Origin of the sequence: Micromonospora sp. NPDC048170, from assembly GCF_040652795.1 — a bacterium.
GTDB lineage: Bacteria > Actinomycetota > Actinomycetes > Mycobacteriales > Micromonosporaceae > Micromonospora.
Map to the genome: position 1 here is coordinate 120,150 of NZ_JBEZMR010000007.1, position 14,716 is coordinate 134,865.

Annotated in this window: 14 protein-coding genes; 8 read left to right on the top strand and 6 right to left on the bottom strand. The window is 71.8% G+C overall.

The window, feature by feature from the left end:
- Positions 1 to 112: 112 nt before the first annotated feature.
- From AB0D32_RS13290 to AB0D32_RS13300, 3 genes are all read left to right on the top strand, one after another.
- Complete coding sequence (locus AB0D32_RS13290; protein WP_357088879.1) at positions 113 to 1,174, top strand: iron ABC transporter substrate-binding protein; 1,062 nt, start codon at positions 113 to 115, stop codon at positions 1,172 to 1,174.
- A gap of 83 nt (positions 1,175 to 1,257) precedes the next feature.
- Entirely contained in the window at positions 1,258 to 2,769 is a 1,512-nt protein-coding gene (locus AB0D32_RS13295; protein WP_357089077.1) for an iron ABC transporter permease, read from the top strand.
- On the top strand, positions 2,766 to 3,875 hold the full coding sequence (locus tag AB0D32_RS13300) for an ABC transporter ATP-binding protein (protein ID WP_357088882.1): 1,110 nt from the start codon (positions 2,766 to 2,768) through the stop codon (positions 3,873 to 3,875). The genes AB0D32_RS13295 and AB0D32_RS13300 overlap by 4 nt, the downstream gene beginning before the upstream one ends.
- Positions 3,876 to 3,986: 111 nt before the next feature.
- On the opposite strand, the gene AB0D32_RS13305 is transcribed toward AB0D32_RS13300, so the two are convergent.
- The 3 genes from AB0D32_RS13305 to AB0D32_RS13315 form a co-directional block, all read right to left on the bottom strand.
- Positions 3,987 to 4,538, bottom strand: a complete 552-nt coding sequence (locus AB0D32_RS13305; protein WP_357088885.1) for an SRPBCC domain-containing protein — start codon at positions 4,536 to 4,538, stop codon at positions 3,987 to 3,989.
- Positions 4,535 to 5,047 (bottom strand): helix-turn-helix domain-containing protein, encoded by a 513-nt coding sequence (locus AB0D32_RS13310; protein ID WP_357088888.1) that lies wholly within the window; start codon positions 5,045 to 5,047, stop codon positions 4,535 to 4,537. Before AB0D32_RS13310 ends, AB0D32_RS13305 begins: the two co-directional genes overlap by 4 nt.
- A gap of 138 nt (positions 5,048 to 5,185) precedes the next feature.
- Positions 5,186 to 6,052 (bottom strand): NAD(P)H-binding protein, encoded by an 867-nt coding sequence (locus AB0D32_RS13315; RefSeq protein WP_357088891.1) that lies wholly within the window; start codon positions 6,050 to 6,052, stop codon positions 5,186 to 5,188.
- A 198-nt stretch (positions 6,053 to 6,250) separates the two neighbouring features.
- On the opposite strand from AB0D32_RS13315, the gene AB0D32_RS13320 reads away from it, so the two are divergent.
- From AB0D32_RS13320 to AB0D32_RS13330, 3 genes are all read left to right on the top strand, one after another.
- Positions 6,251 to 6,946, top strand: coding sequence for a hypothetical protein (locus AB0D32_RS13320; RefSeq protein WP_357088894.1), 696 nt, complete (start codon positions 6,251 to 6,253; stop codon positions 6,944 to 6,946).
- Positions 6,947 to 7,046: 100 nt separating this feature from the next.
- Positions 7,047 to 8,411: an MFS transporter gene (locus AB0D32_RS13325; RefSeq protein WP_357088896.1), complete on the top strand. Its 1,365-nt coding sequence runs from the start codon at positions 7,047 to 7,049 to the stop codon at positions 8,409 to 8,411.
- Positions 8,408 to 10,180: a sugar-binding domain-containing protein gene (locus tag AB0D32_RS13330; RefSeq protein WP_357088898.1), complete on the top strand. Its 1,773-nt coding sequence runs from the start codon at positions 8,408 to 8,410 to the stop codon at positions 10,178 to 10,180. Before AB0D32_RS13325 ends, AB0D32_RS13330 begins: the two co-directional genes overlap by 4 nt.
- A gap of 34 nt (positions 10,181 to 10,214) precedes the next feature.
- Here AB0D32_RS13330 and AB0D32_RS13335 read toward each other — a convergent pair whose 3' ends face one another.
- Positions 10,215 to 11,195, bottom strand: a complete 981-nt coding sequence (locus AB0D32_RS13335) for a DUF2804 domain-containing protein (protein WP_357088900.1) — start codon at positions 11,193 to 11,195, stop codon at positions 10,215 to 10,217.
- Positions 11,196 to 11,367: 172 nt separating this feature from the next.
- Between AB0D32_RS13335 and AB0D32_RS13340 the strand changes: the two genes are divergently transcribed.
- On the top strand, positions 11,368 to 11,748 hold the full coding sequence (locus AB0D32_RS13340) for a helix-turn-helix domain-containing protein (RefSeq protein ID WP_357088902.1): 381 nt from the start codon (positions 11,368 to 11,370) through the stop codon (positions 11,746 to 11,748).
- A gap of 18 nt (positions 11,749 to 11,766) precedes the next feature.
- On the opposite strand, the gene AB0D32_RS13345 is transcribed toward AB0D32_RS13340, so the two are convergent.
- On the bottom strand, positions 11,767 to 12,174 hold the full coding sequence (locus AB0D32_RS13345; RefSeq protein WP_357088904.1) for a RidA family protein: 408 nt from the start codon (positions 12,172 to 12,174) through the stop codon (positions 11,767 to 11,769).
- A gap of 193 nt (positions 12,175 to 12,367) precedes the next feature.
- Positions 12,368 to 13,612 (bottom strand): MFS transporter, encoded by a 1,245-nt coding sequence (locus tag AB0D32_RS13350; protein WP_357088907.1) that lies wholly within the window; start codon positions 13,610 to 13,612, stop codon positions 12,368 to 12,370.
- Positions 13,613 to 13,676: 64 nt separating this feature from the next.
- Here AB0D32_RS13350 and AB0D32_RS13355 point away from each other — a divergent pair, with 64 nt between their 5' ends.
- On the top strand, positions 13,677 to 14,669 hold the full coding sequence (locus AB0D32_RS13355) for a winged helix-turn-helix domain-containing protein (protein WP_357088910.1): 993 nt from the start codon (positions 13,677 to 13,679) through the stop codon (positions 14,667 to 14,669).
- The last annotated feature ends 47 nt before the right edge of the window (positions 14,670 to 14,716 follow it).

Sequence of the window (14,716 nt, forward strand, 5' to 3'; positions counted from 1 at the left end):
GCGAGTCGGGAGCACCAGGGGTCGTCGCTAGGTGAGGTTAGGCTCTGCTAACTTCTACAGCCAGTAGAAGAGCCAGGGCCCGGCTCTGCCCAGCTATCGAAGGAGCACCGCTGTGCCCGCCCCCATCCGAACTCCCCTCCTCGCGCTGGCCTGCGCCGGCCTTCTCCTGCTCGGGGTCACCGCCTGCGGCGATTCGGCGTCGACCGACGACACAGCGGCCGCCCCGGCTTCCGACAAGAAGATCACCCTCTACAGCGGGCGCAGCGAGTCGCTGATCAAGCCGTTGCTGGAGAAGTTCACCCAGCAGTCCGGCATCACCGTCGAGGTCCGTTACGCCGGGACCGCGGCGATGGCCAGCCAACTGCTTGAGGAGGGCGAGAAGTCGCCGGCCGACGCGTTCCTCGCCCAGGACGCCGGAGCCCTCGGCGCCGTGGCCAAGAAGGGCATGTTCGCACCGCTTCCGGCAGACGTCGTCGCCAAGGTGCCGCAGCACTACCGCGCCAGCAGCGGGCAGTGGGTGGGCGTGACCGCGCGCTCGCGGGTCCTGGTCTACAACCCGGACCTCGTACCGGCCGCCCAACTGCCGACGTCGGTCTTCGACCTGACCGGCCCGGCGTGGAAGGGCAAGGTCGGCGTCGCCCCGACCAACGCCTCATTCCAGGCGTTCGTCACCGCGATGACGGTGCAGCACGGCGGGGCCAAGGCCAAGGAGTTCCTCGCCGGGCTCAAGGCCAACGACCCCCAGGTACGCGAGGGCAACGGCCCGATCGTGGAGGAGGTCGACGCCGGCAAGCTGGCGGTCGGGCTGGTCAACCACTACTACCTCGGGGAGATCGCCCACGAGCGCGGCACCACTCCGGAGAAGATGAAGGCCAAGCTGCACTTCTTCCCCAACGGCGACACCGGCGCCCTGGTCAACGTCGCCGGGATCGGCGTGCTCAAGAAGGCGGTCCAGGACCCCGACGTGAAGACCTTCGTCGACTACCTGCTCGGCACCGAGGCGCAGACGTACTTCACGGAGAAGACCTACGAGTACCCGGTCGTCAGCGGCGTTCCTGCCCCGGCGTACGCCCCGGCCCTGGACACGTTGAAGGCTCCCGCAGTTGACCTGAACGACCTCGACCAGCTTGAGGCGACCATCAACCTGATCAAGGAATCGGGACTGGTCCCCTGAGTACTCCGTTGACCGTCGAAAGGCGGGCCCGCGCCGGCGGGTCCGCCCCTCGGCGTGGGTTCCGCCGCCGGGCACCCCGCCCGATCCTGCTCGCCCTGTCGATCGTCGCCGTCGCAGTGACCCTGATCCCCCTGGCCTATCTGGTGGTACGCACCGGAGAGGCGGGCTGGACGCGGATCACCGAAGAACTGCTCACCCGTCGGGTCGCCCGGCTGGCGCTGCACACCCTGGGTCTGGCCACGGTGGTCACGCTCGGCTGCCTACTGCTCGGAGTTGGCGCGGCGTTCCTGGTGGTCCGCACCAATCTGCCGATGCGGCGGCTCTTCGCGGTGCTCGCCGCGCTGCCGCTGGCGGTGCCGACCTACATCGCCGCGTTCACCTGGGTGTCGACCGTCGACGGGTTCGAGGGGTTCTGGGCGGCCGCGCTGGTGCTCACGCTCTGCTCGTACCCCTATGTCTTCCTGCCGGTCGCGGCCGCGCTCGCCGGCAGTGACCCGGCGCAGGAGGAAGTGTCCCGGTCACTGGGCCGCGGCGGCTGGGCCACCTTCACCGCGGTGACCCTGCGCCAGATCCGTCCCGCGCTGACCGGGGGTGGCCTCCTGGTGGCCCTGTACGTCCTCGCCGACTTCGGCGCGGTCTCCATCCTGCGCACCGACACCTTCACCCGGGCCATCTTCATCGCCTTCGACCTCGGCTTCGACCGGACCGGGGCCCTGGTGCTGTCGCTCGTGCTGGTCGGGCTCACCGTGCTGATCCTCGCCGGGGAGACCGCGAGCCGCCGATCGGGGACCCGGCACGCATCCCTCGGCGGCACCCGCCGGTCGCCGGCACGGATCAACCTGGGCCGGTGGGGCTGGCCCGCCGCCGGCGCCCTGACCGCAGTCGTGACGCTCGCCCTCGGTGTCCCGGCGGCCAGCCTCGCCCGCAGGCTCGCTGAAGGCGTGTCCCGCCCCGGCAACTGGACCGAGGTGGCCACCGCGGCCGGCAACTCACTGTCGCTCTCGCTTGCTGGCGCCACGTTGACCATGCTGCTCGCCCTGCCACTGGGCCTGCTCACCGCCCGAGCCCCCGGGATGGTCTCCACCACCCTGGAACGACTCAGCTACCTCAGCCACGCCCTGCCGGGGCTGGTGATCGGCCTGTCCCTGGTCTTCTTCGGGATCAACGTCGTCTACCCGCTCTATCAGAGCACCGCGTTGTTGGCCCTCGCCTACGCCGCCCTGTTCCTCCCGCTCGCCACCGCCGCCGTGACCGGCGCCGCTGCGCAGGCCCCGCCGGTCCTGGAGGACGTCGCTCGGTCGCTCGGTCGCGGACCGGTGGCCGTGCTGCGAACGGTCACCCTGCCACTCACCCTGCCCGGCATCGCGGCCGGCGTCGCCCTGGTCTTCCTCACCTGCATGAAGGAGCTGCCGGCGACCCTGCTGCTGCGACCCACCGGCACCGACACCCTCGCCACCGAACTGTGGACGAACACCTCGGTGGCCGCCTATGCCGCCGCCGCACCGTACGCGGCCCTGCTGGTCGTGCTCTCCTCGGTGCCCACCTGGCTGCTGACCGCCCGCACCGGAGTCCTGATCAAGGAGAACCAGCCGTGAGCTACCTGGAACTGCAGGCGGTGGCCAAGCGCTACGGCCAGGTGGACGCGGTCACCCGTGTCGACCTGACGGTCGCGCCGGGCACCCTCACCGCCATCCTCGGCCCGTCGGGCTGCGGCAAGACGACCCTGCTGCGCTGCGTCGCCGGCTTCGAGCGGATCGACGCCGGCACCATCACCGTTGACGGCCGCACCGTGGCCGGCGACAGGACCCACCTCGCGCCCCACCGCCGCAAGGTGGCGATCGTGCCGCAGGAGAGCGCACTCTTTCCGCACCTGTCGGTTCGGGACAACGTGGCGTACGGACTGGACCGCGCGACCCGCCGCACCAACCGCGTCCATGAGGTGCTGACCCTGGTCGGGCTCGCCGAGCATGGTGATCGGATGCCGCACCAACTCTCCGGTGGGCAGCAACAGCGGATCGCCGTCGCCCGGGCCCTGGCACCCCGGCCAGCACTGATCCTGCTCGACGAGCCGTTCAGCGCTCTGGACGCGGCGCTGCGCGCAGACCTGCGCGAGGACATCCGCGTCGCGCTACGCGCCGACGGGGCGACCGCGGTTCTCGTCACCCACGACCAGGGCGAGGCGCTCTCCGTCGCAGACCAGGTGGCCGTCATGCGCGAGGGCGTCATCGTCCAAACGGCCACCCCCACCGACATCTACCACCACCCCACCGACCCGTGGACGGCGACCTTCGTCGGGGACGCAGTCCTGCTGACCGGCCAGGTTCACGACGAGACCGTCCACACCCCACTGGGCGCGGTGCCGATCACCCCACCACGACCCGGCAGTTCGGCACCCACCACCACCGAGGTCGACGTCATGCTGCGCCCGGAACAGATCCGCGTCGGCCGAGCCGACGAGGGCGTACCCGCCACCGTCGAGACGATCGCATTCCACGGCCACGACGCCCTGATCAGGCTGCGGCTCAGCGACGCCGGAACGATCACCGCCCGTGTCTTCGGCACCACCAGCCTGCCGGCCGCCGGCACCGTGGTCGGCCTACGGGTCCAGGGCACCGCGCTGAGCTGGGCGACGAGCGGGCGACCCAGGGCCGGCACTGATCAACTACCTCCGCCGGCCCGGCAGCCGCTCTCCAGGTGCTGAAACCCTCTGGCAAGATCGCCGGAACGCTTGGCGAGGCCCGCGTCGCTGTCAGTGTCGGGGTGGGCGATGCCCGTCGGAAGAGCATTCCGGTCTCCTCGAGGCGGAGGGAAGTCAGCCCGTCAGTTGGTTGACCAGCTGTGCGTGACGGCCGGCGTCGAGGCCGTAGGTGCTGACTATCGTGGCGCCCGGGGAGACGACGAGGAGACCGTCGTCGTCGATCAGGACGCCGACCTGGTGACTCGACCGGAACCAGAGCTCCTCGGTGGGCACTGGAATCTCGCGTGCCATGAACTCGGCCCGACGCTCCTGGCCGAGGTGGCGTTCGAGGTAGAAACGCAGCTGCTGGGTGAAGGTCAGCCAGCCCTCGTTGAGCTCGTCGTAGATGCCGTCCCAGGTCGAGTGGCCGGGGGGCGCCGCCCGGGTGATGCGGACGACCGTGGTGTCGCCGGCCGGTTCCAGTTCGAACCGCCCGGCGCCGGTGTCCAGGGTGAGATCCTCGGCAGAGATCGTCACATCGTCGAGGTAGATGGCTCGGATCTCGTCGTCCAGGGTGTCGGCGTCCCAGCCGTGCCAGCGACGGAGATGCTCCGGTTCGGTCAGCGCCCGCCACACCGTGTCGGCGGGCGCCGCGATGGTGACCTCGACGATGACTGGCTCGCTCATGGCTGGTTCCTCCTGTCGTGGGGAGCTGGATAGGCGCCGGTGACGAGCCGGTACGGCCGGCCGCCGGCTGCCGATGTGTTGAACTGGCTGGCGAGTTGACCGATGGCCGAAGCCAGGGCCTCGCTGAACCGTCGGAGGTCGTCGGGTTCCGCGAACGACACCTCGGTCTCGACGGTGAACGTGAGCAGGCGGGAGTTCGTCCTGCCGGCGGCCTCCTGCATCCGGCCGACGTCCCGCACGATGTCGCTGGCGGCGATGATCAACCGTTCCGCGGCATGCCGATCACTGGTGGTCGAGGTGACCTGCATGACCCGCTCCACGCAGCCGCGCCGGCGTCGCTCCTCGACCAGCTCGACCATCCCGGCCTGTTCCAGCAGTCGCAGGTGGTAGTTGACCCGCTGCCTGCCGAGGCCGAGCTCTGCGGCGAGCTGGGTCGCCGAGGCCGGCTGCCGAAGCCTGTCGAGAAGTTGCCGACGCAACGGGGAGGCGGTGAGGCGAGCATCGGACATGCCCGCGACGCTACTTTTGGAAAAAGAAACTGTCAATTGGTTCGGTGCGGCGTGCCCCTCCTTTGTCGAAGACCGGGAGACTTTGTTGAAGACCGGGCGCGTCCCCCGGCCGGAAGCCGGGGGAACTGGCAGAACCAGTCAGCGGAAGTCTGCGGCGTGGTCGTGCGCCCACTGCGCGAACGTCCGCGCGGGACGTCCGGTCACCTGCTCCGCCGTGGGTAGCGGCGCCCCGGCCGTGGGAGCCGGCTCCGTCATCGACTCCGGGTCGGACTCGTTGCCCGAGTAGTCCTCGAACCCGAGCAGGAAGTCGGCGTTGTCGGCAGCGAAGCCGCCCTGTTCCCGGTAGATCCTGCGCGCCTGCTCGGGAGTCGGCACGTCCAGTCGCACGTCACGACCGATCGCCGCCGCGATGGCACGCACCTGCTCCCGTCTGCTGATCAGTTCGGGCCCGTTCAGGTCGTACGCCCTGCCGTGGTGGCCGTCCTCCAGCAGCGCGGCGGTGGCGACCTCGGCGATGTCGCCTTCGTGCACCGGGCACCACGCCTCGTCGGGGAAGGGTTCGTGGACCACGCTTGCGGCGCGGACGGACGGCCCCCACAGCCAGAGTTTGTTGAGCATGAACTCGCCAGGACGTACGTGTGTCCATTCCAGGCCCGAGTCCTCCACCGCCCGCTCCACCGGCAGGTGGAAGTCGGTGTCGTGGCCGCCGGTGACCGCAGCGGAGGAAAGCACCACGACGCGCCGTACCCCGGCCAGTTTCGCCAGACCGACCACCTCGCGCGCGGTCTGGGCGACCGGAAAGAGGTACATCCGCTCGACGCCGTCCAGGGCCGTCTCCAACGTCGCCGGCTCGTCGAGGTCGCCGCGCACCACCTCGACGCCGTCGGGAAGTCCGGCCGAGCCGGGGGAGCGGGTCAGTGCGCGTACCCGCTCGCCCGCCTCGACCAGGCGCGCGACCACGAGCCGGCCCACGTTCCCGGTGGCGCCGGTCACCAGAATCGTCATCGAATTCTCCTCCGATCGGCAGCGGTTCGGCGCGTACGCCGGACACCCGTCCGGGGGACGGGTGGTAGGCGGGATCTGCGCTCGTCGGCGGCGTCGCGCTCGATGGCGGCTCATCTTCGCCTGCTCGGCGGGAGCGTGGCAAACACGAATGGCCGTGGCGGGCTAGCCTCCTGACAGAGATCACTTGAGGAGTTGGCCATGCCGAACCTGCCGTCTCGCCCCACGTCCGTGCTTCGCGTCGCCGCCGCGGCGATGCTGAGCGTCGGCGTCGCCGCGTCCACGCAGGCCTGCACCACGCCGGCTCCCGAGAACGGGGATCCGACGGCCTCGCCGACGACATCGGCACCCGCCACCGGCAGCGGTGCGACCACGGGCGCGCCGTCGCCCACCGGCTCGGGGTCGACGGGCGGGTCGCAGGCGGACCCGATCCTGCGGGGCGAACGGCAGGTCGTGTTGCGGCCCGTCGCGTCGTTCGAGTCGATCCTGGCGGTCGACGCCAAGGGCCGACTCAACCTGACCGGCGGCTACACGGACAAGAGCCTGTTCGTGTTGCTGCCCGCCGGCGGCAACAAGTACCAGATCCGGACCGCGAAGGCACACGGCGGCGGCGAGCCCGACTGCATGGGCCTGCGCGACAACGGCAGTGCTCCGGCGACGGTCGTGGCGACCGCCTGCGACTCCAGCCGGGCCGGTCAGTTGTTCGTCATCGAGAAGACGCAGGAGAAGGACGAGGGCCGGCCCACGTACACCATCGAAGGCGAGGGCAAGGTCCGGCTGCGCGCGACGGACCGGCAGGGCCTGACCGTCGAGCGGGCGGGCGAGGGTGCTGCGGGAGAGGGCCTGACCTTCGACTTCGTCGACAACGGCGCCGCGCCCGCCGGCCCGGGCGACTGACGATCGGGCACCGCTCCAGGACCGAACGTGACGGAGGTGAACCCCGTTCTCGCGGCCGGTGGGGGTGGTCCATCATGTGCTGACCGCCGAGGAGGTCGCCATGCCCGTCCCGCACCAGGTGCCGCCCCCGGCGCCGCCGAGCGCCGACGGCCGCGCCGCCGCTGACGCGCCCACCGGCGATCCCGCCCGGCTGCGACCGCGCATCTGGGTCGCGGTGGTGCTGCTCGGCCTGGTCGGCCAGCTGGCCTGGACGGTCGAGAACATCTATCTGAACCTCTTCGTGTACGACACGGTCACCGACGACCCGACCGTGATCGCCACGATGGTCGCCGCCAGCGCCGCCACCGCCACGCTCGCCACGCTGCTGCTGGGCGCGCTCTCCGACCGCACCGGACGGCGCCGGGCGTTCGTGGCGGGCGGCTATCTGCTCTGGGGCGTCTGCACCGCCGCGTTCGGCTTCCTCACCGTGGGCGCGATGGGTGACATCGCGCCGGTGGCGAACGTCGTCCTGCTCACCGTGATCGCGGTGATCATGCTGGACTGCCTGATGTCGTTCCTCGGCTCGGGCGCCAACGACGCGGCGTTCCAGGCGTGGGTGACCGACGTGACCCGGCCGGCCAACCGCGGCCGGGTCGAGGCGGTACTGGCCGTCATGCCGCTGCTCTCCATGCTGGTGATCTTCGGTGGCTTCGACGGGCTGGCCCGCGCCGGTGAGTGGCGGACGTTCTTCCTGGTCATCGGGGCGGTGATGGCGGCGGCCGGCGTCGTCGCCTGGTTCCTGGTCGAGGACAGCCCCACGCTGGTACGCAACGACGCCGGTTACCTGCGATCGGTGGTCCACGGCCTGCGGCCGTCCGCGATGCGCGCCAACCCCGGCCTCTACCTGGCCCTGACCGCCTGGTCGGTCTGGGGCGTGTCGACGCAGGTCTTCCTGCCGTACCTGGTCATCTACCTACAGCGCTACCTCAGGGTCGAGGGGTACGCCGTGGTGCTCGCCGCCGTGCTGGTGACCGCGTCGGTGGTCAGCGTGCTCTCCGGTCGTGTGATCGACCGGGTCGGCAAGGTCCGGTTCGTGCTGCCGGCGGCGGCCGTCTACGGCACCGGCCTGCTGCTGATGTTCCTGGCCCGCGGCACGCTGCCGGTGATCGGCGCCGGGATCGTGATGATGTCCGGGTTCATGCTGGTGCTGGCGCCGCTGGGCGCGCTGGTGCGGGACTACTCGCCGCCGGATCGGGCCGGTCACGTGCAGGGACTGCGGATGGTCTTCGCCATCCTGATTCCGATGCTGGTCGGCCCGTACCTGGGCGCGGCGGTGATCAGCAACGCCGGCGAGACGTACCAGGACCTGGGGGTGGTCCGGCAGGTGCCGACGCCGGGCATCTTCCTGATGGCGCTGGCCGTGCTGACGCTCATCGTCGTACCGGTGCTGGCACTGCGGCGCCGGGGCGGGAGGATCGCCGCGTGACGCTGACGACGCAGTGGGGCGAGGCGCTCGACCCCGAGCAGGTGCTGCCCGAGTATCCGCGCCCGCAACTGGTCCGGGACAGCCACCTCAACCTCAACGGCCGGTGGGCGTACGCGATCACCGACGACGCCCGCGAGCCGGCGCGGTACGACGGCGAGATCCTGGTGCCGTTCTCGCCGGAGGCGCCGCTGTCCGGGGTGGGGCGGCAACTGCTGCCCGGTCAGACCCTCTGGTACCGCCGCGCGCTGCGTCTGCCCGACGGCTTCCGCCGACCAGGCCACCGGGTGCTGCTGCACTTCGGCGCGGTGGACCAGACCTGCTCCGTGCTGCTCAACGGGGTGCCCGTCGGCGGGCGCACCGGCGGCTACCTGCCGTTGACCTGCGACGTCACCGACGCGCTGCGCGACGGCGAGAACGTGCTGGTCGTCGCGGTGCGCGACGACAGTGACACGGGCTACCACGCGCGCGGCAAGCAGAAGCTGCGCCGGGGCGGCATCTGGTACACCGCCCAGTCCGGGATCTGGCAGACCGTCTGGGCCGAGTGTGTCCCCGAGGCCCACGTCGAGCGGCTCACCCTCACGCCCCACCTGGCGCAGGGCTGTGTCGAGGTGACCGTGCACGCCGACGTGGCCGCGGCTGACGCGGAGATCCGGATCCTGGCCGACGGCGTCGTGGTCGCCGAGGCGAGCGCCGCCGCCGGGGTCGCCGTGCGCCTGCCGCTGCCCGAGGTACGCCCCTGGACCCCCGAGGACCCGTTCCTGTACGACGTGACGGTCGCCTACGGCGACGACCGCGTACGCGGCTACGTGGGGATGCGCTCCTTCGGTGTCGGGCCGGACGCGGACGGGGTGCTGCGGCTGCTGCTCAACGGGCAGCCGTACTTCCACGCCGGGGTGCTCGACCAGGGCTACTGGCCGGACGGCCTCTACACCCCGCCGTCGGACGAGGCGATGGTCGCCGACATCGCCGCGATGAAGCGGCTCGGCTTCACCATGCTGCGCAAACACATCAAGATCGAGCCGCTGCGCTGGTACCACCACTGCGACCGGCTCGGCATGCTGGTCTGGCAGGACATGGTCAACGGCGGTGCCGCGTACCATCCGCTGGTGGTCACCGCGCCGGTGCTGACGCCGCTGCGGCTGCCCGACCGGGGCCGGTGGCGGCGCTGGTTCGGCCGGGGTGACGCGGCCGGGCGCGACGAGTTCCGCGCCGAGGTGCGCGAGACCGTCGAGCACCTGCGCAACGTGGTGAGCATCGCCGTCTGGGTGCCGTTCAACGAGGGCTGGGGGCAGTTCGACGCCGCCGAGGTCGCCCGGGAGGTGGCCGCCCTCGACCCGACCCGTACCGTCGACCACGCCAGCGGCTGGCACGACCAGGGCGGCGGCGACCTGCGCAGCCTGCACGTCTACTTCCGTCGCTTCCGCGTGCCCCGGCCCGACGCTGCGGCGGGCGGGGACCGGCGGGCCCTGGTGCTCTCCGAGTACGGCGGCTACACCCTGCGCGTCGACGGGCACACCTTCGGGCCGGCGGAGTTCGGGTACAGGCGCTACCGCACCGGCGCCGAGCTGGCCGAGGCGTTCACCCGGCTGCACGACGAGCAGATCGTGCCGGCCGTCCCGGCCGGCCTCGCGGCCACCGTCTACACCCAACTGTCCGACGTGGAGGACGAACTGAACGGCCTGTTCAGCTACGACCGGCGGGTGCTCAAGCTGCCCGAGGAGGTCGTCCGGCAGGTCAACGTCCGCCTACGCCTGCCGCCCAGGGGGTGAGGAAGGGTCCCTTCCTTGTCCCACACCCTCAGCGTCACCAGCGGTTGCGCGCCTCCTCGGCCCAGCCGACCAGGCCGTCCAGGTCGACCCGTTCGCCGTCGTCGGCCGCCGCCCAGCCGGTGAAGTGCCCGAAGCACTGGTGCGTCTCGTTGGCCAGGACGCCGAAGTTGGTCCGGGCGACCTTCTCGTGGAACGGGTGGAACTCCACCGCCACCCGTGTACCGCTGATCCGCCACGGCCGCAGCCAGTCGGCACGGTCGTACTCCCAGCGCAACTCGTCGCCGATCTTGTGCAGCCGGCCGTCGACGAAGAGCCCGTTCTCGGTCGAGCCGGTGCCGTCGGTCCACCTGCCGCCGAGCTGGATCGCCCGACCCGGGCCGCTGCCGGCGGCCCAGTTCCAGCGGATCGCGTACGGCCACCTGCCGCGGCCGTGGTCGAGGACGGCGAAGGAGTCCGCCTCGTCGACCGGATGCTCCACCCCGTCCACCCGCAGGGTGCCGCGCACCGGGCGGCCGACGTCCTTGACCGTGTACTGGAAGCGGCGGGTGCTCCAGGGCACCACCACGCCGAGCGACTCGTGACCCACCGGCATCGGCACCACGAGATCGACCTCCAGGCCGGGGGCGGTGGCGCGGATCGTGGTCCCCGACGCGCCCTGGTCGATGTCGATCGAGAGCCCCCCGCCGCGGGCGCGCACGGCGCCGGCCCCGCTGACCGGCGGGAAGACGGTGCCCCGGGCGAAGGGCACCACCGCGCCCCTGTCGATCTCGACCTTCGTCGTACGGTCCAGCACGTAGAGGCCGTGCACGCCCGCGTAGTCCAGCGACGAGGCGACCAGGCCGACGATGTGGGTCGGGGTGACGATTCCCCAGTACTCCCAGCGCTTGTTGCGGCCCCAGCCACGCAGGTTCGCCCGGTGCACCGGGCGGCGGCTCCAGCCCACCGCGGCGGGGTGGAGCCGCCCGCCCGGCAGGCACAGGTCGACCGGCCCGGCGATCTCCTTCTCGTGCGTCACGACGGCGAGGGTAGCCGGTCGGGCTCGTGGGTCTGGCGTGGGTCTTCGGGCTGGACACGGCTGCCCTAGTGTGGGGCCGGTGGAGGCAGGCGATCTCCTGTGGTTACCGGGAAACCGCAGGAGAGTGGCTGTCGACCTGGAACAACGCACTTTCCAGCAGATCAGGGGACTCATGGGGACCAGGCAGTTCAGGGGCTCGCCCGAGGACGCGGACCTGACGCGCGCGGACTCTCTGGCGCGGGAGATCTTCTCGGACGTCGCCAACAAGTGGGCGTTCCTGATCATCGAGTTTCTCGGTGAAGGCACCCTGCGGTTCAGCGAGTTGCGCAACAGGATCGAGGGCATCAGCCACAAGATGCTCACCCAGAACCTGCGCATGCTGGAGCGCAACGGCCTGGTCGAGCGGAACGTGCACCCCACCGTGCCGCCGCGGGTCGAGTACACCCTCACCGAGCCGGGCCAGGCCCTCCGCCAGACGGTCGATGGAATGTGCGGCTGGACCCGCCGGTATCTCGGTCACATCGAGGACTCCCGCCGCCGCTTCGACCCCTGACAGGCGGAGCGCCGGTGTTCAGTCGAGGACCGCGGTGGCCTCGACCTCGACCAGATGCTCGGGGATGTCCAGGGCGGCCACGCCCAGCAGGGTGCCCGGCGGGACGGGGGTGACGCCGAGCTTCACGGCGGCCCGGGCGACCCCCGCCAGGAACAGGGGCATCTTGTCGGGGGTCCAGTCGACGACGTAGACCGTCAGTTTCGCCACGTCGTCGAAGGAACCACCGACCCCCGCCAGGGCGGTGCCGATGTTGAGGTAGCACTGCTCGACCTGAGCGGCGAGGTCACCTTCGCCGACCGTGACCCCGTCGGCGTCGCAGGCGACCTGCCCGGCGATGTGGACCAGCCTCGACCCGGTCGAGACCGACACCTGCCGGTACACCTCGACCTCGGGTAGTCCAACGGGGTTGACCAGGGTGACGGCCATGTCGACTTCCTCTCCTCGTCGTGACGGGCGGTGGTTTCGCCAGCACCGGAACGACGACGCTTTCGCTCTCTTCGGGTTACTCAGAAACCGTAGGAGAGTGGTCGGCGACATGGAAGAACGCACTTTTCGGTAACTGGGTCACCCTCCGGTGACCGTGCGGTCCGGAGGCCCGCCCAGGGGACCGCACGCGTGATCAGCCGTGGTCGTCCGGGTTGGTGCTTCGGCGCTGGGGCGCGAGGACGCGCCACAGCGCCAGGGTCGCCACGAGCGACGCCGCACCGGCCAGCGCCATCACCGTTCCCGGACCGAACACGTCGCTCAGTGCGCCGCCGACGGTGGCGGCCAGCCCCTGGATCGTCATCAGGCCGGCGCTGAGCAGCCCGAAGGCCTGGCCGCGGCGGGCCTGCGGAACCGCGTCGAGGAACCGCCGGGCCAGCCCGAGCTGGTAGGCGAAGCCCGCGGTCGCCGCCGCGAAGAGGACCGCCGCCAGCCACAGGCCCGGCCGGGCCACGAAGGTCAGCATGGGTACGCCGAGCAGCAGCGCGAGCCACGGCGTCCACGCCTCCCGGTGGGCCGGGCCGACGAACCGCCCCACCAGCAGGTTCCCGAGGAGCATCCCGAACGCGGCGGCCATCAGCAGCACTCCCGCACTGGCCCCCGGCCCGAGCCCGGCGGCGTACGGCACGGCGACCCCCTCGGCGCCGACGAACAGCGAGCCGGGCAGCCACTGCGCCAGCAGCAGCCCGCGGATCCGTCGGTCGGCGAGCAGTGCCCGGTTGATCCGCCAGGTCTCGCGGACCGCCCCGGAACCGTCCCGCCCCGTGCGGGACGGTCGCGGCGCGAGCCCGGCGCGGACGAGCAGGGCGGAGAGGGCGCAGGTCGCGGCGGTCGCCCACAGCGCGCCGTACGGGCCGATCCAGCCGAGCAGCACACCGCCGAGGGCGAACCCGACGACCTGGGTGCCGCCTGCCGCGATGGTGAGCAGGGACCGGCCGAGCACGTAGGCGTCGCCGGGCAGCACCTCCGGCAGCAGCGCGGCCCGGGCGGCGTTGCTGACCGGCGCGAACAGACCGACGGCCGCGGCCAGGACGAGCATTCCCGCCGGGGAGAGCACGCCGAGGGCGAGGATCACCACCGTGGCGAGCCGGAGCAGGTCGTAGCCGACGATCACCGCGCGCGGGGGCCACCGGTCGGCGAGCGCCAGCATGAACACCCCGCCCAGCGCGTGCGGCAGGAAAGCGGTCACGTACGCCAGCGCGGAGAGCAGTCCCGAGCCGGTGCGCTCGTAGACCAGCACGGACAGGGCGATCATCTTCACCGTCTCGCCGACCATGAAGACGCCGAAGCTGCCGAACAGGACGCGGGACTCGGCGGCGGCGAAGACATCCCGGTAGGTGGCGGGCCGGGCGGCGCCGGTCGTGGTGGGGGTGACGTTCACCAGGCAAGCCTGTGGGTCGTACCGACGGTGGCCTATCCTTTCGCTGTCCGACGAAAGGTGCGACGTGCGGATCGAGGTCACCCCGGCCGATGTCGCGGCGAGCCGGTACGCGATCTCCCCGCTGGGCGAGGCGGTGTCCGCCCTGCGGCTCTGCGCCGGCCAGAACGCCGCCACCGCGCTGATGCCGTGGGTGACCCGGGCACGACCGGCGTATGAGCGGCTGCGGCGGGAGTCGCCCGCGGTGGGTGCCCTGCTGGCGTTGCTGCGCCATGGCGGCTACAACGCGGACTTCACCCAACCGCCACCGGACGGCGCCGGGCGGGAGTTCGCCGACGAGTTGGCCGTGGTGCGGGCGACCCCACTCGCGCAGGCCCGCAGCGAACTGGCCCGCAACCTCGCCGGCCCGCGAAGCACCCCACCGGCGTACGCCCGCGCGATCTACCGCTCACCCGACGTGGTGGACCTGCTCGCGGACGCGATCGAGGCCGCCTGGGTGGCGCTGGTCGAGCCGGACTGGCCCCGCCTGCGGGCGATCCTGGAACGGGACCTGCTGCACCGGGCCGGCCGGCTCGTCGCGTACGGCTGGGGGGCGGCCGTCGCGGACCTGGACCCCCGGTTGCGCTGGGTGCCCGGCGGGGCGGTCGGGGCGATCGAGGTCTCCCACGCCGACTCGCGCGTCTGCCGGCTCGACGGCCGGGGGATGCTCTTCGTCCCCACCGTGTTCGGCACCATGATCACCTATGCCGACCCGCCGTGGCCGTTCGCCGTCGTCTACCGGGCCTCCGGGGTGGCGGAGCTGCTGGGTCCGCCCGATCCGGCCCGGCCCGAGGACGCGCTGGACCGGCTGGTGGGGCGCGGTCGGGCGGCGGTGCTGCGGGCGCTGGCCGTGCCCGCCACCACCAGCCAGCTCGTCGTCCAGCTCGGGCTCAGCCTCGGCGGTGCCGGCGACCACCTGGCGGTGCTACGCGACGCGGGGCTGATCGCCGGGACCCGCACCGGACGGTCGGTGCTCTACCGGCGTACCCCGCTCGGCGAGGCACTCGCCGGTCCAGGGTGACCGGCCCGTCGCGACGGGCGGGCAGCCGCCGATGGAACAGCGGGTCG